The organism is Collinsella aerofaciens (genome assembly GCF_018785245.1).
Lineage (GTDB): Bacteria > Actinomycetota > Coriobacteriia > Coriobacteriales > Coriobacteriaceae > Collinsella > Collinsella aerofaciens_AD.
The window spans coordinates 113,686-134,873 of the sequence record NZ_WQPL01000019.1 but is presented as its reverse complement, the minus strand read 5'-3'; the positions used below and the strand labels follow the sequence as shown (position 1 = coordinate 134,873).

The 21,188-nt window shown below is 61.0% G+C and carries 15 protein-coding genes; 6 read left to right on the top strand and 9 right to left on the bottom strand.

Annotated elements, in window-relative coordinates; genetic code table 11:
* The first annotated feature begins 8 nt into the window (after window positions 1–8).
* Window positions 9–1,100: a DNA cytosine methyltransferase gene (locus GPK39_RS04650; protein ID WP_195520883.1), complete on the top strand. Its 1,092-nt coding sequence runs from the start codon at window positions 9–11 to the stop codon at window positions 1,098–1,100.
* A gap of 556 nt (window positions 1,101–1,656) precedes the next feature.
* Here the strand turns inward: GPK39_RS04650 and GPK39_RS04645 are convergent.
* Window positions 1,657–1,908 carry a hypothetical protein gene (locus GPK39_RS04645; RefSeq protein WP_195920169.1) on the bottom strand — a complete coding sequence of 84 codons (252 nt, stop codon included), beginning with the start codon at window positions 1,906–1,908 and terminating at the stop codon, window positions 1,657–1,659.
* Complete coding sequence (locus GPK39_RS04640; RefSeq protein ID WP_195920168.1) at window positions 1,901–2,392, bottom strand: exonuclease domain-containing protein; 492 nt, start codon at window positions 2,390–2,392, stop codon at window positions 1,901–1,903. The genes GPK39_RS04645 and GPK39_RS04640 overlap by 8 nt, the downstream gene beginning before the upstream one ends.
* Window positions 2,393–2,650: 258 nt before the next feature.
* Here GPK39_RS04640 and GPK39_RS09645 point away from each other — a divergent pair, with 258 nt between their 5' ends.
* Window positions 2,651–2,776, top strand: a complete 126-nt coding sequence (locus GPK39_RS09645; RefSeq protein ID WP_255412934.1) for a hypothetical protein — start codon at window positions 2,651–2,653, stop codon at window positions 2,774–2,776.
* Between the two features lie 487 nt (window positions 2,777–3,263).
* On the opposite strand, the gene GPK39_RS04635 is transcribed toward GPK39_RS09645, so the two are convergent.
* Entirely contained in the window at window positions 3,264–4,655 is a 1,392-nt protein-coding gene (locus GPK39_RS04635) for an ATP-binding protein (protein WP_215674056.1), read from the bottom strand.
* 590 nt (window positions 4,656–5,245) lie between these two features.
* On the opposite strand from GPK39_RS04635, the gene GPK39_RS04630 reads away from it, so the two are divergent.
* Window positions 5,246–6,244, top strand: a complete 999-nt coding sequence (locus GPK39_RS04630) for a hypothetical protein (RefSeq protein WP_215674054.1) — start codon at window positions 5,246–5,248, stop codon at window positions 6,242–6,244.
* Window positions 6,245–6,731: 487 nt separating this feature from the next.
* Here the strand turns inward: GPK39_RS04630 and xdh are convergent, their stop codons facing one another.
* The 5 genes from xdh to GPK39_RS04605 all read right to left on the bottom strand — a co-directional run bounded on the left by xdh (window position 6,732) and on the right by GPK39_RS04605 (window position 16,107).
* The gene (xdh, locus tag GPK39_RS04625; RefSeq protein ID WP_215674052.1) at window positions 6,732–9,509 is read right to left on the bottom strand and encodes a selenium-dependent xanthine dehydrogenase; all 2,778 of its coding nucleotides are present in this window, start codon (window positions 9,507–9,509) and stop codon (window positions 6,732–6,734) included.
* 12 nt (window positions 9,510–9,521) lie between these two features.
* Window positions 9,522–10,001, bottom strand: coding sequence for a 4Fe-4S binding protein (locus GPK39_RS04620; RefSeq protein WP_195364342.1), 480 nt, complete (start codon window positions 9,999–10,001; stop codon window positions 9,522–9,524).
* A gap of 11 nt (window positions 10,002–10,012) precedes the next feature.
* Entirely contained in the window at window positions 10,013–13,012 is a 3,000-nt protein-coding gene (gene ygfK / locus GPK39_RS04615) for a putative selenate reductase subunit YgfK (protein WP_215674051.1), read from the bottom strand.
* A gap of 149 nt (window positions 13,013–13,161) precedes the next feature.
* Window positions 13,162–14,517 carry a putative aminohydrolase SsnA gene (gene ssnA, locus GPK39_RS04610; RefSeq protein WP_196025284.1) on the bottom strand — a complete coding sequence of 452 codons (1,356 nt, stop codon included), beginning with the start codon at window positions 14,515–14,517 and terminating at the stop codon, window positions 13,162–13,164.
* Between the two features lie 195 nt (window positions 14,518–14,712).
* Entirely contained in the window at window positions 14,713–16,107 is a 1,395-nt protein-coding gene (locus GPK39_RS04605; protein ID WP_055285183.1) for a uracil-xanthine permease family protein, read from the bottom strand.
* Between the two features lie 352 nt (window positions 16,108–16,459).
* Here GPK39_RS04605 and GPK39_RS04600 point away from each other — a divergent pair, with 352 nt between their 5' ends.
* Window positions 16,460–17,116 carry a helix-turn-helix transcriptional regulator gene (locus GPK39_RS04600; RefSeq protein ID WP_233506175.1) on the top strand — a complete coding sequence of 219 codons (657 nt, stop codon included), beginning with the start codon at window positions 16,460–16,462 and terminating at the stop codon, window positions 17,114–17,116.
* A gap of 112 nt (window positions 17,117–17,228) precedes the next feature.
* Here the strand turns inward: GPK39_RS04600 and GPK39_RS04595 are convergent, their stop codons facing one another.
* Window positions 17,229–17,606, bottom strand: coding sequence for a Rid family detoxifying hydrolase (locus GPK39_RS04595; protein WP_196025285.1), 378 nt, complete (start codon window positions 17,604–17,606; stop codon window positions 17,229–17,231).
* 300 nt (window positions 17,607–17,906) lie between these two features.
* On the opposite strand from GPK39_RS04595, the gene GPK39_RS04590 reads away from it, so the two are divergent.
* Together GPK39_RS04590 and GPK39_RS04585 are read left to right on the top strand one after the other, a co-directional pair.
* Entirely contained in the window at window positions 17,907–20,399 is a 2,493-nt protein-coding gene (locus tag GPK39_RS04590; protein ID WP_196025286.1) for a U32 family peptidase, read from the top strand.
* Between the two features lie 15 nt (window positions 20,400–20,414).
* The gene (locus GPK39_RS04585) at window positions 20,415–21,074 is read left to right on the top strand and encodes an RluA family pseudouridine synthase (protein WP_271739719.1); all 660 of its coding nucleotides are present in this window, start codon (window positions 20,415–20,417) and stop codon (window positions 21,072–21,074) included.
* Window positions 21,075–21,188: the final 114 nt, after the last annotated feature.

Sequence of the window (21,188 nt, the reverse complement as noted above, 5' to 3'; positions counted from 1 at the left end):
TTGCTTTAATGAAGCGTTTCGTCAGCCTTTATTCGGGAGCGGGCGGTCTCGACCTCGGCTTCATCGCCGCCGGGTTCACCCCCGTATTTGCGAACGATATCAACCCGGACGCCATGAAAACCTACGCTGCCGCGATGGACGCGATCTCGAAGAAGACCGGCAAAACACTGAGCCACAGGATAGTCACGGGAGATATTAGGGAGGTTGAGGAACTGCCCGGAAGGGGTTCGGCGGAGCTAGTCATTGGAGGACCGCCCTGTCAGGGCTTCTCGGTCGCGGGGAAGATGGACCCGAACGACCCCCGCTCGCGTCACGTCTTCGACTTCCTCGGCATGGTCGAGAGGGTCCAGCCCCAAGCGTTCGTGATGGAGAACGTCAAGGCACTCGCCAAGAACAAACGCTGGGCTGGAACTATTGCCGACATCCGCAAGAAGGCGGAAGAGATTGGCTACAAAACCAACCTTGAGGTACTGAACAGTGCCAATTACGGCGTCCCGCAGACCAGAGAGCGCATGTTCCTTGTCGGGATCAAGGACCCCTGCATCGAGTACAACTACCCACAGCCGACAGTCAAGGAATGGGTGGGTGTGGCCGACGCCCTGCGCGGGCTGCCTCCTCTCGGCGAGCCGGGCAATGATCAGACTTGCAAGGCGAAGGTAACTACGGCAAAAAGCCCCGTGCTCCGCCCGTCGCCGTTTGCAGGCATGCTGTTCAACGGCCAAGGCCGCCCGATGGACATGGACAAGCCCGCGCCGACGCTTCCCGCCTCAATGGGCGGGAACAGAACGCCGATTGTCGATCAAGAGACGCTCGAAACCGGAGCGACCCAATGGGTCGAAAAATACCACGAAGAGCTTCAGAAAGGCGGGAAAGTAGCCGATAGCGTTCCTCCTCGCCTTCGCCGCATCTCGGTCCAGGAAGCCGCCACCATACAGACCTTCCCGAGGGATATGCCTTGGTATGGTTCGCAATGCTCCCGCTATCGGCAAATTGGAAACGCCGTTCCTCCCAAGATGGCCTTTGCGGTTGCGCAATCTGTCGCAGAAGCCCTTGGCATGGATATAGACGCAAACCCCTCTCTGCTTGACGAGCTAGGTTAGACAATAAGGGCCCGCAATGTGGCTACCGCCCCAAAACTTTGCCGAGGGTTTCATCCAAGCTCTCCCGCTCGAGGTCTGCAAGGTCCAGTCGATAACTCAAATCGCGAATGCGATCCGGAACGTCCTTGAGAAAGTTGTTAGTCCTGGCAGAATAGCATCGTATATCACGAACAAGATAAGCAGTTTTTAGCCCCTTTTCATCTGCCCTGAGAAGCTGCTACAGGTTTATGAAGCCGGTCGTTCAACAACATGTCCCGCAAAAGAGCATACGGCCTTTAATTTGCATCAGATTCTAAACGTCACGCATGAGAAATCAGCGAGGCCCCAAGTTAAAGCGAGAGCCGAACTCACTCACGGCACGCTACAGCCGTGAACCCTCCAAGCCCGCCAGCCGTTCAGATGTTCCAAATGATATACAGCTTGAAACCTGGCGACTTGAATCGAAGGTCATTCCTGGGACTATCGGTAGGCAGCCTATCTGCATGCGTTGATCTATCAAATTGGCCTTGATGCCAAGGTATATCCAACACTCGCCCACCGTTCTCAGCACATCTCCTTACCTCCCCTCCGCCTTCAGCTTCAGCAGCAGATCGCTCAGCTCGGGGCACCTGCTGGAGAGGCGCGTCTGGGCTCGCTCGCCCATCCCCCATCGCTGGCGGATCTCCTGGGCACGCGGGCTCACGCGGTAGTCCCCGTCCATCATCTGCTTGAGCAGCTTGGCGGTCACGCGCGCATCGGCCAGGGCACTATGGGCGTAGCCCGTCGACTCGTCGAACTCGATGCCAAACCACGTTGCCGCGTCACTCAAAGAGACGCACCCGTGGCTGCCCACGTCCATGATCGAGGTGTAAAACGCCTGCAGGTCGGGCCCAGTCCGTAGGAAATGCGGCAAGGTCGATATGCTTTGCCTGGCACTCGGCCATAAGCTGTTGATGATCCGCTCCGCTCCAGCAAACTATCTGGGCGGAGTAGCGGCCGATCCAATCGCTGAGCCTTTTGATCACCACGTAGAGCGGATCGGCCATCGCGATGTCCACAGCCGATATCCCCGTGAGCTCGCGGACGGGAAACGCAACGCCTTCGGTAAATTCCGTCTGCACAAACTGCGAGAACTCGCCCATAACGTTGCCGTGGTAATCGAGCTTGACGGCGCCGACCTCGATAATCTCATTGCTCAGTCCACGTCGTTGGCGCTGCTTTGGCACCGGCGCAAACTCAAAGTCCAACACGATCTGGCGCGCAAAGTTCGTCGTATCGATAGCCGAGATACACGGCGTCTTTTCAGCTGACACGGTTAGGGCCTTTCTCCGTTGCCTGCCGCTTGCCACATAGGCGGCTACATTGCCGTAAGGATAGGAACCCGTGCGGACATGAAATCGCACAGCACGGCTTTCCGGCATCCTTGCGTAAAGCCACACTTTAAGAGAATCACGTTGCTGTTATTATCGAACATATATTCGTATTTATGACCACGCTTTGATAGAATGGCAGTTGTTGACGGCAGTTCCATGTGCCGGGCAGCGCCCTCCATGCGACGGGAGGTGATGCCCATGACCGATCTGATTGATTTCGTGAAGCTCCTGACCGCTTTGGTCTCGCTCCTCACGGCGCTTATCGGACTTTCCGAGGCACTTAAGCAGCGTACGAAGCAAAAGAAGAGGGGTCGACGCCGTTAAGGCATTGACCCCTTGAACTAAGTAACGGCGCTGCCCAGCTATCACCCTTGGGCTGCCATCGACTTTATTCTACCTACGGTTGCCAGGTTTAACAAATGAATTTTCAGTAATGGAGCCCCGGAGCCCGCTCGCTCAACCACCTGGCCATCGGATTAGCCGGATTCTGGGACACGCCTTCCGTCCCAGGCCTCTACCGGAAAATGCGTCCCACCCTGAGGCTCGATTCCGGGACACGGTTTCCGTTTGAAGCCCCGATGGGAAAGCGTGTCCCATTCCGAGAGCTCATTCCGGGATGCAGTTTCCGCTAGAGATGCCACCGGGAAAGCGTATCCCGTTTTGGAGCCAAATTCCGGGTCGTAGTTTCCGCCTGAGGGCCGATCCGGAAACGGCATCCCATTCTGAAGCCGAAATCTGGAACGCACTTTCCGCCAAAGGTCGCAAAAGGAAAGCACATCCCATTCCCAGCATCAAATCAGGACGCGCTTCATTATCCCCGCTCACACATCTCGGCAAACGAAATCAGCTTGGCATCTCCCCTGCTCGCCGCAGCTTCCTGACATCCTTGCGTAAAGCCACGCTTCGAGAAGATCACGTAGCTTTTATGCTGCCGCCTAAAGAGCTCGCTTCGGTACACGAGTTTTTCCAGAACATCCTCGCCCACCGGCTCATTGCGCCATTTGCACTCCGCAAACAGCGCAGTGCCCTCGCCATCGTCAACAATCAAGTCGATTTCTTCCTGCGTATGCGTGCGATTGTCCGTCCCCCACCAGCGTCCGACGCTCGCCGGAACCACATCGAGCTGGCCCGCGCGCGCGAGTTCGTACACGTATTGTCTGCATATAAGCTCAAAGACCGTACCCATGTAATCCGATACGTGCGGCTCAATGCGCTTATACGCCATCTCGGCCATATCGTTTTGAATCAGCCCAATGTTCTGCGGCACAAACTTGTACCAGAACCTAAACATCTGGTCGCTCAGCAGATACACGGCTCGCTTATTGCTCGTCTCGTTTAGGGGCAGCTCGCGCTCGACAATCCCAAGCGACGCCAGCTTATCCACATAGCTCTTTACGTTGCTCGCAGGGATTCCCGTAGAGCTCGCAATCTCCGAGATCTTCGAGCGCCCCTGAGCAATTGCTTGCACGATCGCATCATATTGCTCGGGATTGCGGCACTCTTGCAATAGCAGGTTACTCGGCTCCTCAAAGAGATAGCCCGTAGGAGTAAGAAAAAGACGTTTGATGTTGTCCTTGAGCGGTGCGACAGGATCGACTTTCTCGATATATGCAGGAATGCCGCCCGTCATGCCATAGCAAACCGCAGCGTCTTCGCGACTCATGCCCTGCCACAGGCCGAGGGTCGTCGTAAAATCGAGCGGCATGATCTTAAACTGGGCCGTACGCCTACCGTATAGTGGGCTCTCGTAGCCCAGCACCCGCTCTTCCATGAACGAAAGCGACGACCCGCACAGGATAAGCATGAGCTTGGTCTCTTTGTACAAGTGATCGATCTTGTCTTGCAGCAACGAGCTGATCTCGGGATTCGATTGGGCGAGATAGGGATACTCGTCAATCACGACAATCAAACGCTCCGTGCGAGCCATGGTAGCCAATGCATCGAACGCCTCGTCAAGACTACGAAACGACACGCCTGCAGCACCAACCGAGCCTGCAAGTATCGCCTGGCTAAAGCCGTGCAGGTTTGCCTCCGCATTGGTACGACGAGCTTGAAAGTAAATAGCCTTCTTGCCTTGGATGAACTCTGTGATAAGGCGCGTTTTACCCACGCGACGGCGGCCGTAAATCACAGGCATCTCAAAGGAGCCCGTGCCATACAGTCGATTGAGCTCGGACATTTCCGCTGTTCTTCCGATAAACATAGGGCCATCCTTCCTTCACGTTATAGCTAGCCATATTATACCTTCCTATAATATAGCTAGCTATAACGTAATTCGACAAGCGGCGCACGAAAAGAGGCGGTACACCCCCGCACGTGGACCGTTCCGGAAAATGTATCCCGTTCTGGAGCCAAAAACTGGGCCGTAGTTTCCGCCAAACATGTCATCCGGAAAGCGCTTCCCGCTCTGAGCCTGAATTCTGGGATGCACTTTCCGCTGAAGCTTCTACCGGAAAATGCATCCCATTCCGAGCGCTCATTCCGGGTCACAGTTTCCGCAGATACAAGGCGACAGTCCGCTGCCCTTATCACATGCCTTCAAATATGCGATCCAGAAACACAAAACAGCAGATAGAATGCTCTTTTTCAAAAAGTACACGTCCCGAAACTTACCAAGACTTCATATCCAGCTACCGTTCACGGTCGCCGATTACCGCTCACCGATTCAAACAAGAAATATGTCGCCAAAAGCAGGTCATCTACCTTCATGGTTAGATTTTGGTCAGCTTTTGGTCAGCTGAGCGGCAAGTTCCAGCTGATACGTTTTTGCTACCCAAAAGGAGGCGGTAGCTCATGACCCATTGCAACGACCAGCTCATCGACCAACTGCTCACTCAAGCCGAACAAGAGGGGCGCTGTCTGATTCCCCCGAGCACGGCGATCCGAAAAGCGCTCCTTCGGCGCACCGGCGGCACGGTTGTCTCGCCCATGCCGGGGTTGTTTGCGCGAAAAACGCACTGGGATGAACTCAACCGAGCGCAACGCCATTGCGAGATCCTCCGCGCCCTTGCGATCATCCATCCCGATTGGACGTTCTGCTCGTTTTCGGCAGCTTGCCTGCTGGGGCTCGAGGTCTCGTGGCGACACCTGAACGTCGTGCATGTTTGCAGCTCGACAAAGCCGTCGGCTCGTCCGGGCGCACATATTCAGCGACACCAGATTGAGCCAGCCGGAGCAATACGCAGAGCCGGCATATCGGTAACGCCGCCCATCCAAACGGCCACAGATTGCCTGCTGCAAACTGGTTTTGCCGACGGCATGTCCATTGCCGATTCGGCGATCTCAAAGCTCGGCCTTGCGTCGGAACAGCTGATGGAGGCCGTTGAGCAACGAGCGACTGCCCGCAATGGTCGCGCGATTCGCACCGCCCTCACAACGCTTCGATATGCCGACGCCCGCGCCGAGAGCGGCGGGGAATCGGTCGCCCGAGCCATCATGATCGAGACGGGCTTTGCGCCCGACTGGCTTCAATACGAGCTGACGGACCCCTTCGATTCGGCCAAGCCCATACGAACGGACTTTGCCTGGGAGCGCCAGGCGCGGGAACTCACGCTGGGCGAGCTCGACGGGCTCATCAAATATACCGACCAGACCATGCTGGCCGGACGCACCACCGCCGAGGCGCTCGTTGCCGAACGACAGCGCGAGGCGCACCTATCGCTCTACGGTCACCCTCTGCTGCGCTTTACTATGAACGAGGTCCGCTCGGCAGGAGTGCTCGCCAAAAAGCTGCAGACGGCAGGCATCCGGCAGACCGCGCTGCCGACATGGCTCAACGAGGTGGACCTGTAGGAGCTGCTAGGCCACGCATCGCCGGATCGCCCCCCCCTATTTGGGCCGCGTTTTCCCAACGACCACGCCAACGGAAAGCGCGTCCTAGCCTGGACGCTCAAAACGGGATGCACTTTCCGGATGGCGGGCCTAGCGGAAAGCGTGTCCCGGAATCAGGTCTCGGAACGGGTCGTGCTTTCCGGTTGAGTCCTTCAGCGGAAACCGCATCCCGGAATAAACGCTCAAACTGGGATGCACTTTCCAAACGGCCGGCCAGCGGAAAACGAATCCCATTCTGAGCGTCGAATCCGGGATACAGCTTCCGTTTGAAGCCCCGTCTGGAAAGTACGTCCCATTCTGGAGCCGAAATCTGGGACGCAGCTTCCGTATGCGGAGGCGTTCCAAACAAAAGGCCCCGGCTCGCGATGGAGCCGGGACCAAAGGCGCAGCGTATGTAGTTGATGTTGAGCGCGAACAGCTCGTCAGCAATGGCTATCCGCGCCCTACCCTACCCGCGGTTGCGGACGCGGCTGTAGGGCGTATTCACCATGGGCAGATCGGGACGCAGCTTGCCGTCAAACGCGCGGTAAGCGTTCTGTACGGCGGGCGCCGTGGGGATCGTCGCGATCTCGCCGATGCCCTTGCCGCCATATGCCACGGGCAACAGCTCGTCCTTCTCCACGTAAATGGCGTGGATATCCGGAATCTCGGGCGCACGGAACAGCCCGAGCGTACCGTACCTTGCCTGGGGTACGCAGTCCTTGAGCGGCCAGTCCTCGGTAAGCGCATAGCCCATACCCATAAGCACACCGCCTTCGATCTGACCCTGGATGGAGATGGGGTTGACCACCTTGCCGGAATCGTGCGCGGCATAGACCTCGCTCACGCGACCGTCATCGTCCAGAATGACCACATGCGTGGCAAAGCCGTAGCAGATGTGGCTCTTGGGATTGGGAACGTCGGCGCCCAGCTTGTCGGTCGGCTCCAGGTACACGTAGCCAAACTCGCATCCCTCGAGCGCCTTGATGGCGGCCGCGGGATCCTGAGGATGCATACCCTGGCCGGCGACGAGTTCCTGCGTGTGCAGCTGATAGGCGCGGCCGTCGTCATACTCGATCTTGACGCCGTCGCCATGCGCACTCACGGGAGCGGCGGGCGCAGACTTGCCGGCCTCGATATCAAGCATGGCATCGCGCAGCAGGAAGGCGGCACCGCGCACGGCCTCGCCGGTCACGACCGTCTGACGCGAGCCAGACGTGGTGCCGGAGTCGGGAGCGTTCTCGGTGGAGCACTCGCCGTTGGCGATGCAGCGAAGCGGCAGGCCGCATGCCTCGGCAACGTCTTGCAAAAAGACGGTGTTACAGCCCTGGCCAATGTCGGACGTGGCGGCATAGACCACGGCCGCGCCGTTCTCGATGCGAATCTTGCAGCGGCCGGCATCGGGCAGGCCCACGCCCACGCCGGCGTTCTTCATGGCGCAGGCAATGCCGGCGTGTCCGGGATGCGCATAGTAGGCATCCTTGACCTCGAGCAGTGTCTCCTTCAGCGCCGTGGAGCAGTCGGCAATCTGACCGTTGGGCAAAACCTCGCCCGGCTCGATGGCGTTGCGGTAGCGAATCTCCCACGGATCCAGGCCGACCTTCTCGGCCAGCAGGTCGATTAGGCTCTCGAGCGCAAACTCGGACTGGCAGACGCCAAAGCCACGGTACGCGCCGGCGGGCGGGTTGTTGGTGTAGTAGCCATAACCGCGAATGTCGGTGTTCTGGTACTTGTAGGGGCCGACAGCATGCGTGCAAGCGCGCTCGAGCACCGGGCCGCACAGCGACGCGTAGGCGCCGGTGTCAAAGTTAATCTCGCAGTCCAGGCCGGTAAAGTTGCCCTCGGCGTCGCAGCCCAGCGTAAAGGTGCCGTCCATGGCATGGCGCTTGGGATGGAACGCAAGCGACTCGGCACGTGTGAGTTTGCACTTCACAGGACGCTGGAACTTATATGCGGCGAGCGCGGCCAGGTGCTGGATGGACACGTCCTCCTTGCCGCCAAAGCCGCCACCCACGAGCATGGTCTCGACGACCACGCGCTCGGGTTCGCTATCCCAGCCAAACATGTGGGCACACTCTTTGCGCGTGTCGTAGGCACCCTGGTCGGTCGACTGCACCTTGACGCCGTTCTTGTACGGGAAGGCAACGGCGCACTCGGGCTCCAAGAAGGCATGCTCGGTAAAGGGCGTGGTAAAGCGCTGCGTCACGGTAAACGCGCTCTCTGCCAGCGCCTTGGCGGCGTCGCCGCGCGTCACGTGACGGCTCTGGCACACGTTGTCCTTGAGCTCCACCGTGTTGCCGAAGGCAAAGAAACTGTCATGCAGGCGCGGCGCGTCGGCGGCCTTGGCCTCGGCGATGTTGCGCACGGGCTCCAGAGGCTCGTAATCGATCTTTACGAGCTTCTTGGCCTTCTCGAGCGTCGCCTCGTCCTCGGCAACCACCAGCACGATGGCGTCACCCACGCAGCGGGTGATATCGCCCTGGGCGATCATGACGTCCCAGTCCTGGATAAGGTGGCCGACCTGGTTGACCGGCACGTCCTCGGCGCGCAGGATGCCCACCACGCCGGGCAGGGCCTCGGCCTTGGAGGTGTCGATGGAGAGCACACGGGCGCGCGGGTACTTGGAGCGCACGGCGCTGGCATAGGTCAGACCCGGCTGATCGAGCTCGTCGATGTCGTCGGGATACTTGCCCTCGCCGAGCACCTTCTTGCGCACGTCGATGCGGAAGGCGCGCTTGCCCACGCCGTAGTCGTCGCCGCGCTCCAAATCCTCGTCGATCTGCTTTTCGCCACGGAGCACCGCAGCTGCCAGCGAAATGCCCTCGATAATCTTTTTGTAGCCGGTGCAGCGGCAGACATTGCCACGGATGGCGTACTTGATCTGCTCCTCGGTGGGCTCGGGGTCCTCGGCGATCAGCGCTGCACCCGCCATGACCATGCCGGGGATGCAAAAACCGCACTGCACGGCGCCCACGGCGCCAAAGGCGTACACAAAGGCCTCGCGCACGTCCTCGGGCAGGCCCTCGACGGTCACGATGTTGCGGCCGGCGGCAAGAGCAGTGGTCAGTACGCACGCCTTGACGGCCGCACCGTCCACATGGATGGTGCAGGTGCCGCAGGCGCCCTCGGAGCAGCCGTCCTTGGCGGAGTGAATGTGCAGGTCGTCGCGCAGATAGCGCAGCAGTGGTTTATTCTCCGTCGTCGTGTGCTCGACACCGTTAACGGTAAAAGTGAATTCCTGTGCCATGGTGATTCCCTTCTACACGCCGGCGGCGATGCCGGTGCGGTCGTGGATGGCGCCATGAGGGCAGACGACGGCGCACATGCCGCACGACAGGCAGTCCACGCCGTCGATATGGGCGCAGTTGTCCTCGATGCGGATAGCGCCGGCAGGGCACTTTTTGGCGCACATACCGCAACCGATGCAGCTCGTGTCGCAGATCTTGCGCGCAATGGCGCCCTTATCGGTGTTGTTGCAGCGCACCAGAATGTTCTGGTAGCCGGGAACGAAGGCAATCACGCGCTGCGGGCACGCCATGCCGCACAGGCCACAGCCCGTGCACTTGGAGCGATCCACGCGGGCGATGCCATCGACCAGCGCAATGGCGCCGTGGGGGCAGGCCGCGACGCAAGCGCCACAGCCAATGCAGCCTTCGCTGCAGCGGGCGTCGCCGCCTGCGGAGGCGCAACCGCTTCCGCAGGCAACGTAGGCCACGTTATGTTGAATGGATTTGGCCATAAGAGACTCGCCTATTTCTTAAGAAGGTACGAATAGTTGTCGCGCACAGCCCTGATGGTCAGGCGGACGGCCTCGGGAAGACCGGTGTTGACGGCATCGACCGAGACGGTGCGGACCGTGCCGGCCACGCGGACCTTAAAGTGGTCCTCGTCCACCGCCAGGAAGCCCTCGTTCTCGGAGTTCTCCATGTCCTGCTCGCTCCAGAACAGGGTGAGCTTGTCCTTGTAGGGACGACCCTCCTGGTAGGGACAGAACACGGCGCAGTTGCCGCACTCGTTGCACATGCCGTCGACATGGACGACCTGATGCTTGGCCAGGCCCGGCACCTTAATGGCAACGTTGGCGCGGTTGGGGCACACGTCGCAGCAGACCTCGCACACCGAGCCGCAGCCCAGGCAGCGGGTCTTGGTGCAGTTGCGCTTGTCGCGGCACAGCGACCCCTTGCGCTCGTAGCAGGTGTCCTCGCGGCCGGCCTGCTCGTTACAGTCGGCGTACTTGTTAAAGTCCACGCCGGCGATGGCACGAGCGACCTCGGCGGCATCGGCGATGGCCTCGACCACGGTGGCAGGACCGCGGCGGCAGTCGCCCGCAGCCCAGACGCCCTCGACGCCGGTGGAGGTGGCGGCAAGGCGGCCGCGACGGTCGTGCTCGACGCCCGCGGCATCGTACAGGCTGGCATCGATGCCCTCGCCCACGGCGCAGATCACCGTGGTGGCGGGAAGCTCGATGGTCTCGCCCGTGGCGGCGGGGCTGCGACGGCCGCTTGCATCCGGCTCGCCAAGCTCCATAACGTCGCAGGTCAGCACGGCGCCGTTGAGCGCCTTAGGTGCCAGCAGCTCGCAGAACTCAACGCCGTCGGCAAGAGCAAGATCGAGCTCTTCCTCGTCGGCGGGCATCTGCTTCTTGGTGCGGCGATACACCAGGCGCACGTTCTTCACGCCGGCCAGGCGCTTGGCCACGCGGGCCGCGTCCATGGCGGTGTTGCCGGCGCCAATGACCACGACGTCCTCGCCCAGCTCGAGCTTCTCGCCCTTCTTGGCGGCCTCGAGGAACTCCAGCACATCGAGCTCGGCGCCCTCGCCCAAGCCCGCAGAGCCGGGCATCCAGGCACCGGTGGCCACGACCACGTCGGTAAAGCCTTGAGCCTTGAGTTCGTCGATGGAATCCACGCGAGCGTTGAGCTGCACCTTGGCGCCAAAGGCTAGGCAGAGCTCGGCATCGTGGGAGATATCGTCGCTCGCGATGCGGAACTCGGGAATCACGTGACGGACCACGCCACCGAGCGAATCGCGGGCCTCAAAGATGGTGACGGGCACGCCGGCACGCGTCAGGAAGAACGCCGTCGCCAGGCCGGCCGGGCCGCCGCCGATAACGGCAACGTTGCGCTCGCCGTCGTTTGCGATGGCCTGGGCACGCAGCTTGGGCAGCACGGCGGTCATGGCCTCGCGGGCGGCCTTGAGCTTACTGGCGCGAATCTGGGCGCCCTCGGGCTCGTAGAACGCACGCTCGCAGGCACAGCCGCAGGGATGCGGGCAGATGGTGCCGGTAATGAACGGCAGAGCGTTGCGCTCGATGATGATGTTGAGCGCGTCCTCGTAGCGGCCCTCGTCAACAGCCGCCAGATAGGCGGGAATATCCTGCTGGATGGGGCAGCTCGTGCGGCACGGCGTGGTAAAGCAATCGGAAAGCGGGCTCTTGCCGGCGACCTTGCGGTCGGGCAGCGGGCGCAGCGGCTTCTTGTAGAGCGGATTGGCGAGCGAGTCGGTCTGGATCGCAGTCACGGCCTCGAGAGAGACGCCCGCGAACGGCTTGCCGTCCAGGTCGGTAAACTCGCCGGCCATCTGGCTAAAGCGCTCGTAGCCACCAGGCTTGAGCACGTCGGTCGCCAGGGTGACGGGCCAAATGCCGGCATCGTACAGGGCGCGGATGTTGTAGACCGTGGCACCGCCGGAGTAGCTGATGCGCAGTTTGCCATCAAACTGCTCGGTAATGCGGCGGGCAGCCTCGATGGTCAGCGAGAACAGCGAACGGCCGGACATGTACATCTCGGTGGAGGGTAGCTCGTTCCTCGTCACGTCGACGGGGAACGTGTTGGTCAGCTTGACGCCAAACTCCAGGCCGCGCTCGGCGCACAGGGCAATCAGGCGCTCGAACATAGGCACGGCATCGGCCCACTGCAGGTCCTCGCGGAAGTGCGTGTCATCGAAGACGATGTAGTCAAAGCCCAGCTCGTTGAGGCGCTGGCGAGCAAACTCATAGCCCAGCAGCGTGGGGTTGCACTTGATGTAGGTGTTGAGACCCTTCTCGGTAATCAGATAGGTCGCGATGCGCTCGATCTCCGCCGGCGGGCAGCCATGCAGGGTAGACTCGGTAATGGAGTTGGAGACGCGCGCCGGGATGGACTCGACAAACGCGGCATCGACATGCTCAAACTTGTCCAGGTTAGCGAGCGCCCACGTGCGGCACTCGTTCCAAACCTCGGAGCCGCTGGCGTCCTTCATGCCCTCAATGTACGCATCGACCTTGGGGCTCTTGATGCCCTCGAGGTCATAACCCACGGACATGTTGAAGACAAAGCCGTCCGGACTGCCCAGGCCGTACTCGCGAGCGATCAGGTGGCAGGCAAACCATGCCTTCACGTACTCGGCAAAGGCCTGCGGAACCTCGAGCTCGGTCGACCACTCGCAGTTGTAGCACTCGTCCTGCGCCACGATGCAGGGCTTGTTCACACACTTGGAGAGCTCCTCGCCGTCCATAACCTGAACGGTCTTAAGCTCAAAGAAGCGGGAACCGGCCACATAAGAGGCCACGATGTTCTGGGCAAGCTGCGTGTTGGGACCGGCGGCCGGGCCAAACGGAGTCTCGATGCGCTCGTCAAAAATGGGAAGCGCGCCCTCCTGGTTGGTCGTGACCATCTTGCGCACGCCAAAGACGGCGCCCTGAGTCTTGTGCTCCTCGATGATCCAGTTCATCAGCTGCGAAAACGGGATCGGCCTCATGATGTCGCTCATAGTGAGCTCCTCTCTGTAACGCCCGGCGAGACCGCGCGGCGGGCGCAAATACGGTGTAGCGCTAGCACAGCGCCGGCGACCCCGCGGAGGCCGCCTATGCGCGCGCCGGATGTGGCGAAACATCCGACGCGCGCGAATCTACTTGTGAATTAGTAGGTGCGATCGTTGAGCGTGCTCCAGAGCTTCTTGGACTCGGCCGTGGTCCACGCGTTGATCTTGTCCTCATCAATGCCAACGAACTCGCGATCCTTGTACAGGACGCGGCCGTTGATGATGGTGGTGCGGCAGTTTTTGCCCATCATGCCAAAGAGCATGTGGCCGTCGATATTCTCCTCGCTCAGCGGCGTAAAGGGCTTGTAGTCCATAACGATAACGTCGGCGGCAGCGCCGGCCTCTAGCACACCGAGCTTGCGATCGAAGTACTTGCTCGCCATCTTGGCGTTGTTCTCGAACAGCATCGTCATGGCCTCGCACCAGCCCACGTTGGGCATGGCGGCGTTGTGGCGCTGAATAATCAGGAAGACCTTAAGGCTCTCGAGCATATCGTGGGTGTAGGCGTCGGTGCCCATGCACACGGGGATGCCGCGGCGGAAGAACTCGAGCACGGGGGCGCAGCCCACGGCGTTGCCCATATTGGATTCGGGGTTGTTGACCAGCCAAGTGCCGGACTCCTTGACGATGTCCATCTCGGCAGGCGTCACGTGGATGCAGTGGCCCAGCATGGTGTCGGGACCCAGCAGGTTGTGCTGCAGCAGGCGCTCGACGGGGCTGATGCCACCGCGGTTGAGGCGGGAGTCCCACACGTCGTTCATGCCCTCGCACACATGGATGTGGAAGCCGGTCAGGCCGTTGTTGGCCTCGGCCATCTTATCCATGGTCTCGTCCGAAAGCGTAAAGGTAGCATGTCCGCCAAACATGGCGGCGATCATGTGGTTGTCGTTATCGCGACGCTCCTTGGCGGCCCACTGGGCAAATTCGGCGTTCTCGGCAATGGCCTGGTCGCACTTTTCCTGGCCGCGGCGATCGGAGACCTCGTAGCACAGGCACGAACGCATGCCCAGCTCCTGAGCTGCATCCTTAATGGTAAAGAGGCTTCCCGGAATCTCGCAGAAGCTCGCATGGTGATCGAAGATCGTGGTGACGCCATCGCGGATGGAGTCCAAAATCGTAGCATAGGCGCTGGCCTTGGTGCCGTCGAGCGTCAGGTTGTCGTCGATCTTCCACCACTGCTGCTCGAGATTCTCCAAGAAGTTGGTGGGGTTGCAGCCCTTAATGGCAAGGCCGCGGGCCAGACCCGAGTAGATGTGGGTGTGGCAGTTGATGAGTCCGGGCATGATGAGGTTGCCCTGGGCATCGACGTACTCGGCATCCGGGTACTTGGCCTTGAGCTCGCGCTCGGGGCCCACTTCGACGATCGTATCTCCGTCAATGGCGACCGCACCGTTTGGAATAAACGGGGTCTGAGCGTTGCGGGTAAAGACGGAACCGTTAGCGACCAGAAGCATGGATGCTCCCTTCAACATCAGAGGCGGGGTTTGACACCTCTGACATGGCGGAGTGCGAAGCGCCGGCCTACACCGGAAACGGGCCCTCTCCCGTCAACGCTTCACCAAAGGGACAAACCCTTTGAAGTGCGGCTTGGTGCCGCATGGCGTCGGCGGACGAGGCGATGCGTCCGCCGACGAATAGCACCGAATTGGTTACTTCTTGCTCTCGGGCAAGACCAGATCCACGGCAGCGTCCTTGGCAGCATCGATGTGCTGAGCCACGACCGGCGTCTGCGGAAGGATCAGGTTAAGGACAATGGCCATGATGGCGGTGGGGGTTACGGCATTGGAGCCGATGACGGTGGACACCCAGGCGGGCATACCCTCGCCGGCAAGGCAACCGCTGGCCATCCAGATACCCAGGCCAAAGACGACGGAGGTGCCGACGATGGTGGTAGTGCGCTGCGTGAGGCCCTCGCGGGTGAACATGCGCACGCCGTTCATGGTGATGGTGCCAAAGACGCCGACGGTCGCGCCGCCGATGACGGGCTGCGGGATAGCGGAAAGGACGGCAGAGAGCTGCGGGAACAGACCGGCGATGGCAAAGACGGCCGCAATGATCACAAAGACCCACTTGTTGACGACCTTGTTGGAGCAGATGATGCCCACGTTCTGGCCAAGGGCGCTGGTGGGAAGACCGCCCAGCAGACCGCCGACCATAGAGGTGAGGCCCTGGGACACGATAGCGCCGGAGAGCTCGCGCTCGGTGGGCATACGGTCGATGGAGCCCAGGCAGGCGGCGGAGACGTCACCGATAACCTGGATGGCAACCATGGGGAACACGACGGCGAGGGTAATGCAGACCTCGGGATCAAACTCGAGCGCGTAGGGCATGAGCTTGGGAAGAGCGAAGACCTGAGCGGTGGCGACGCTGGAGAAGTCGATCATGCCAAAGGGGATGGAGACGATCATGCCAACGATCATGCCAAAGAACACGGATCCCAGCTTGAGCGTGCCCTTGCCAAAGTTGGCGAGCGCAAAGACCACGGCGAAGGTGATAAGAGCGACGCACCAGGCCTGCGGGGTGCCCCACAGCGGCGTACCCATACCGCCGGCCATATACTTGACGGCCGTGGGATACAGCGAAACGCCGATGGAGAAGATGACCGTACCGGTCACGACGGGCGGGAACAGCCACTTGATCTTGCTGTAGGCCAGACCAAAGAGGACCGCGACGGCGCCGCCGACGATCTCGCCACCCAGCAGCGCACCAAAGCTAAAGCCCGAGGCACCCATGGCCTGCAGGGCCGGCAGGAACGCGAACGAAACGCCCATGACGATGGGCAGGCCGCCGCCGATGCGACGGAAGGGAGCGAAGGCCTGAAGGGCCGTGTCGATCGCCGAAAGAATGAGCGCGACCTGGATGATGTCGGTACTCTGCTGGCTATTAAAGCCGTAGACGCCGGCCATGATGACCGCCGGGGTAATGATGCCGGCAAACGATGCCAGTACGTGCTGAAGGGCACACGGGATCATTTCCTTAACGGGAGGCATGCCTTCGCGAGTGAACAGGGCTTCAGTGCCGTTCGTAACCGTCTCCTGGGTCATTTGACCACCAATCCTCGAAGTAGTTGTTTTCGCATCTGACGCTCTATTGTGACGCAGTGCGGGGTTGAGGTTGTGCCTTCATTGCATATCGTATTAAAGATGATTCTCATTCTCAATAATAATTTTTTGTTATCAGACTATTCTTCAGCTGAAATTACGCATTTCCGCAGGTCAGGAAAGTGTCTGGTCAAAATAACATCTAACATTTCTTTTGGTCAACCGTTTACCGCTAAATTCCTACCGTTCGTCTGCATTACGCAATGTACCTGCGGATATACGAGATGATGGGCAGCGTGTTACCATGAGAAAAAATTGTTATGAACATTTCCGATTTCACCCAAAGGAGTTGCCCGTGAACGAGACCGTACGTCGCTTTTTGCCGATGGTCGATTTTCTGGAGCAGATACTCGGCAAAAACAGCGAAATCGTGCTGCACGATTTCTCGGATCCCGACCACGCCATCGTCGATATTCGCAACGGCATCGTGAGCGGCCGCAAGGTCGGCGGTCCCGCCACCGATCTGGCACTCAAGATCATGCACGACGCCAAGTATCGCGACCTGCCGTTTATTACGGGCTACGAGGGGCGCGGTGCCGGCGGCAAGACGTTGGAGTCAGCGACGTACTTTATCCGCGAGAATGATGAGATCGTCGGTATGCTCTGCGTCAACACCGACCTCTCGACCGTGCGCTCCATCAACGCCATGGCGCAGCAGCTCATGGCGTGCTTCGACGCGGCGCCGACGCGCACGGAGCCCGCCCCTATCGAGGTCGAAAGCCTTTCGGAGTCTACACAGGAGCTCATCGACCGCAGCATTGCCGAGTTGCTGAGCGCGCGCGGGCTGGATGTAGCGTCGCTTGGTCAGAGCGACCGCGTGGACGTCATTCGCCACCTCAACGGTAACGGGGTGTTCATGCTCAAGGGCGCCGTGGCCTGCGCCGCCGCCGCGCTGGGCATCTCTGAGCCCAGCGTCTACCGCTACCTGCAAAAAGTCCGCAAGGAAGGCTAACGAGCAAAATGGAGTGCGGCTCCACAAGCGATCCGTCACTTGATAAAAGACCCTGCAGCTCGCACGCGCTGCAGGGTCTTTTTGCATGTCATGTTTAGTTGTGGCCAACGCCTTAGAGAGCGGCAACGACCTCGATCTCGACCAGACCGCCAGCCGGAAGGGCGGCAACCTGGAAGGCGCTGCGCGCGGGGAACGGGGCCTCAAACTTGGAGGCGTAGATCTCGTTCACGGCGGCGAAGTCGGCGATGTCGGCCAGGTAGACCGTGGTCTTGACGACATCGGCAAAGGTAGCGCCGGCAGCGGTCAGCAGGGCCTCGACGTTGGCGAGGGACTGCTTGGCCTGGGCCTCGACGCCCTCGGGCATCTTGCCGGTCGCGAGATCGATGCCCAGCTGGCCGGACAGGAACACCATGTTGCCGGCCTGGATACCGGGGGAATACGGGCCGATGGCTGCGGGTGCGTTATCGGAAGACACGACGGTCTTGCTCATGTTTTTCTCCTTACGATCAATTGAGAGAGCGTGAGCGCGGTGTTCACACCGGGAGGCACAGTTCGGTCTGAACACCGCGCTTGATTGGGATAGTACTCAAGGTTTCTGTTTGATGCAAGAATATTATCAGCTTGCGAGAATATTTTATCGCCCAACGGTTTCCCCGAACCGCTGAACGGTTCTCATGTGGAGCAGCCAGTCCAAGCTGCTGAAGACTTTGTCCTGCTTAGGCTGCGGGCGTCGCCCACCGCAGCGACGCCACTATACTTTTGAATATCTGAGCATTTTGAAAGGCAGGATATGACCGCAACCGCCAGCCGAACCACTAACCGCAGGCCCGAGCTTTTGGCCCCCGCCGGAGGCCCGGAGCCCTTTGCCGCCGCGCTCGCCGCCGGGGCAGACGCCATCTACTGCGGCATGGGCAGCTTCAACGCCCGCCGCAAGGCAACCAACTTTACCGACGAGGCCTTTGAGCAAGCCTGCCGCGCCGCGCATCTAGCCGGGTCGCGCGTCTACGTCACGGTCAACATCGTCATCAAGCAGTCCGAGATGGGCGATGCACTGCAGCTCATTCATCGCTGCTCCACGCTGGGCGCCGATGCCTTCATTATCCAGGACTGGGGTCTGTTCTTTGAGGCCAAGCGCACCATGCCCGGCATCGAGACACATATCTCGACCCAGGCGAACATCCACGACGACCGCGGAACCCTTTGGTGCCGTGAGCAGGGCGCCGACCGCGTGACTCTCTCGCGCGAGCTCTCCATCGACGAGATCGCCGCCATTCACAACGCCGCGCCCGATGTGGACCTTGAGGTCTTTAGCCACGGTGCCATCTGCTTTTGCTACTCGGGTCTGTGCCTGCTGTCGAGCTTTGCCATGGCTGGCCGCTCGGCCAACCGCGGCATGTGCGCCCAGCCCTGCCGCCTACCCTACGAGCTAATTGACGAGAACGGCCGCTCGCTCTCCCCTGCCGGTCGCGAGCGCGCGCTGTGCCCGCGCGACACCAACACTTCGCAGCTTGTTCGCCGTCTGTATGACGCCGGCGCCGCATCGCTCAAGCTCGAGGGCCGCATGAAGGCCCCCGATTACGTGTATTCCATCGTCGACGTGTATCGTCATCAGATTGATGACATGCTGGCCGATGTTTCGACCTCTAAGGATGAGGATGCGGCCCGCCAGCGACAGCTCAAGCGCTGCTTTAACCGCGACTTTACGCACGCCTATCAGGACGGCACCTCGGGCGATGAGATGATGAGCTATGAGCGTTCCAACAACCGCGGCCAGATCGTGGGCACGGTGCTGGGCAGCCGCCCGGCCAACCGCGATGTGCGCGGCCTTAAGCCCGACGACCGCCGTCGCCGCGCCGCCATCGCCCGCATTGAGCTGTTTGAGCCCGTGGGCAAGGGCGACCTGCTGGAGCTTCGCCACGACGATGAGTTCGACCAATTCCTGACCACCATCGCCGCCGATGATGCCGCCGCGGGCGACATCATCGAATGTCGCGTTCCCCGCAGCATGCCTGAGGGCTGCCGCGTCCGCGTGATTCGCAGTCAGCGTGCCATTGACGCCGCCGGCGCCGCGCTCAAGCGCGATGTGCTGCGCCGTCGCGCCGTGGATGTAACCGTCGTGGCACGTTTGGGTGAACCGTTTGCCGTCACGCTTACTTGCTGCGATGACCCATCGCTTACGGCCACGGGCACAGGCTTCACCGTCGAGGCCGCCAAGACCCGTGCCGTCGAGGCGGCAGACCTGGTTGAGCATGTGGGCCGCATGGGCTCCTCGCCCTTCGAGGCAGCGAGCTTTGATGTGGCGCTCGATAAGGGCTGCGGCATGGGCTTCTCCGCTGTGCACAAGGTGCGCGCCGCCGCCTGCAAGGCGCTGGAGGAGGCCATTCTGGCACCGTATGACGAGCGTGCCCGCACGCTCGAGCTGCCGGTGCTCGACAAATGTACGCGGCCCATGCCCGAGCACTACCGCGACGAGCCGCAGATCTGCGCCACCGTCACCTCGCTCGAGGCCGCCGAGGCCGCTCGCGCCGAGGGTGTAACGCGCATCTACATGACCACCGACGCACTCGATGCGGCCGAGCTCTCCCCCGCCGATGCATTTGAGCAGGGCATCGTACCCGTACTCGACGAGGTCTGCCGCGCCGTCGACCACGAGCGCGTCGATCCCTGGATCAATGCCGGAGCTACCGTCGCCGTCGGTAATATCTCCGAGCTCGCCGTAGCCGCGCGGGCCGGCGCCACGGCCGAAATTCGCTCTTGCCTGCCGGTGCACAACACGCCCTGCATGGAGGCGCTTGCCGAGCGCGGAGCCGGTGCGTTTTGGCTCTCGCCCGAAATCACGCTCGACGAGATTGTCTCGCTCGGTGCCGCCGCGCCCGCGGCTTTGGGCATCACCGTCTTTGGCCGCCCGCGCGTCATGACAAGCGAGCATTGCATTCTGCAGGTTGCCAACGGCTGCATCCACGATTGTGTCAACTGCCGTCTGCGTGCCCGCAAGCTCTCGCTCAAGAATATCGACGGAAAGGTCATGCCCGTCCGCACCGACATCCACGGCCGCTCTCGCCTGTACGATGCCTACCCCATCGACCTCACGCCGCAGGTTCCTCAGCTGCTCGATGCCGGCGTGCGTCGTCTCATGGTGGACGGAACGCTGCTCGAGGCAGATGAGGTGGGCCGTGCCGTCGCCCGCGTCCGTCGTGCCGTCGAAGCCGCGCAGGCCGGCCGCAAGCCCGCCGCCCGCCTACGCGGGGCGACCTCGGGCTGCATGTTTGTGGGAATCAGCTAACCGAAAGGCTTACACGTGAACGAAGAACCTCAAGTCCTCTACTGCGACGCCTGGCTCATGGCCATCGACAAGCCCGCCGGCATGATCGTCCACGGCGACGGCACCGGCGAGCGCACACTCACCGACTACGCCAGCGACCTGCTGCTGGCGATGGGCGACGGCTTTGCCGCGACCGATATGCAGCCGCTCAACCGCCTAGACCGCGACACCACCGGCGTGGTGCTGTTCTCGCTCGACAAGCAGACGCAGCCCACCTTTGACCAGATGGTCATCGACCACGCTTTCGAAAAGCACTACCTGGCGCTCGCCGAGGGCAAGATCGACTGGAACGAAAAGCTCATCGACAAGCCCATCGCCCGCGACCGTCACGACAGCCGCAAGATGCGCGTCGGCGCCAGCGGCAAGCCGTCTCAGACGCGCGTGAAGGTGCTCAAGCGTCTTAAGAGCCGTCGTGGCCTGCCCACGCGCTCGTATATCGATGTCGAGCTGCTCACCGGCCGCAAGCACCAAATCCGTGTGCATCTGGCGAGCGAGCGTCATCCCCTGGTAGGCGACGACCTGTACGGAACGCCGCGTCCCTGCGGCCTGATGCTCCACGCCCACAGCGTGTCCTTCACGCATCCCGTAACCGGCGAGCACATCCACATCGAAGCCCCCTGCCCCTGGGAGCCCTAAAACCTGCCGAAAAGGGACAGGTTTATTTTGGCAGGTTTTATCTGGACAAACGTCAAAACCACCACAAAGGTTCCTGCCCCTTCGCGGTGGTTTTGGCCTTACTTCGCCCCGTTG

What these genes read in the sequence shown, in the direction of transcription:
- GPK39_RS04650 (WP_195520883.1), top strand. Translation starts at nt 9, where the DNA reads ATGAAGCGTTTCGTCAGCCTTTATTCGGGAGCGGGCGGTCTCGACCTC.
- GPK39_RS09645 (WP_255412934.1), top strand. Translation starts at nt 2,651, where the DNA reads ATGACCGATCTGATTGATTTCGTGAAGCTCCTGACCGCTTTGGTCTCG.
- GPK39_RS04635 (WP_215674056.1), bottom strand. Translation starts at nt 4,655, where the DNA reads ATGTTTATCGGAAGAACAGCGGAAATGTCCGAGCTCAATCGACTGTAT.
- GPK39_RS04630 (WP_215674054.1), top strand. Translation starts at nt 5,246, where the DNA reads ATGACCCATTGCAACGACCAGCTCATCGACCAACTGCTCACTCAAGCC.
- xdh (WP_215674052.1), bottom strand. Translation starts at nt 9,509, where the DNA reads ATGGCACAGGAATTCACTTTTACCGTTAACGGTGTCGAGCACACGACG.
- GPK39_RS04620 (WP_195364342.1), bottom strand. Translation starts at nt 10,001, where the DNA reads ATGGCCAAATCCATTCAACATAACGTGGCCTACGTTGCCTGCGGAAGC.
- ygfK (WP_215674051.1), bottom strand. Translation starts at nt 13,012, where the DNA reads ATGAGCGACATCATGAGGCCGATCCCGTTTTCGCAGCTGATGAACTGG.
- ssnA (WP_196025284.1), bottom strand. Translation starts at nt 14,517, where the DNA reads ATGCTTCTGGTCGCTAACGGTTCCGTCTTTACCCGCAACGCTCAGACC.
- GPK39_RS04605 (WP_055285183.1), bottom strand. Translation starts at nt 16,107, where the DNA reads ATGACCCAGGAGACGGTTACGAACGGCACTGAAGCCCTGTTCACTCGC.
- GPK39_RS04595 (WP_196025285.1), bottom strand. Translation starts at nt 17,606, where the DNA reads ATGAGCAAGACCGTCGTGTCTTCCGATAACGCACCCGCAGCCATCGGC.
- GPK39_RS04590 (WP_196025286.1), top strand. Translation starts at nt 17,907, where the DNA reads ATGACCGCAACCGCCAGCCGAACCACTAACCGCAGGCCCGAGCTTTTG.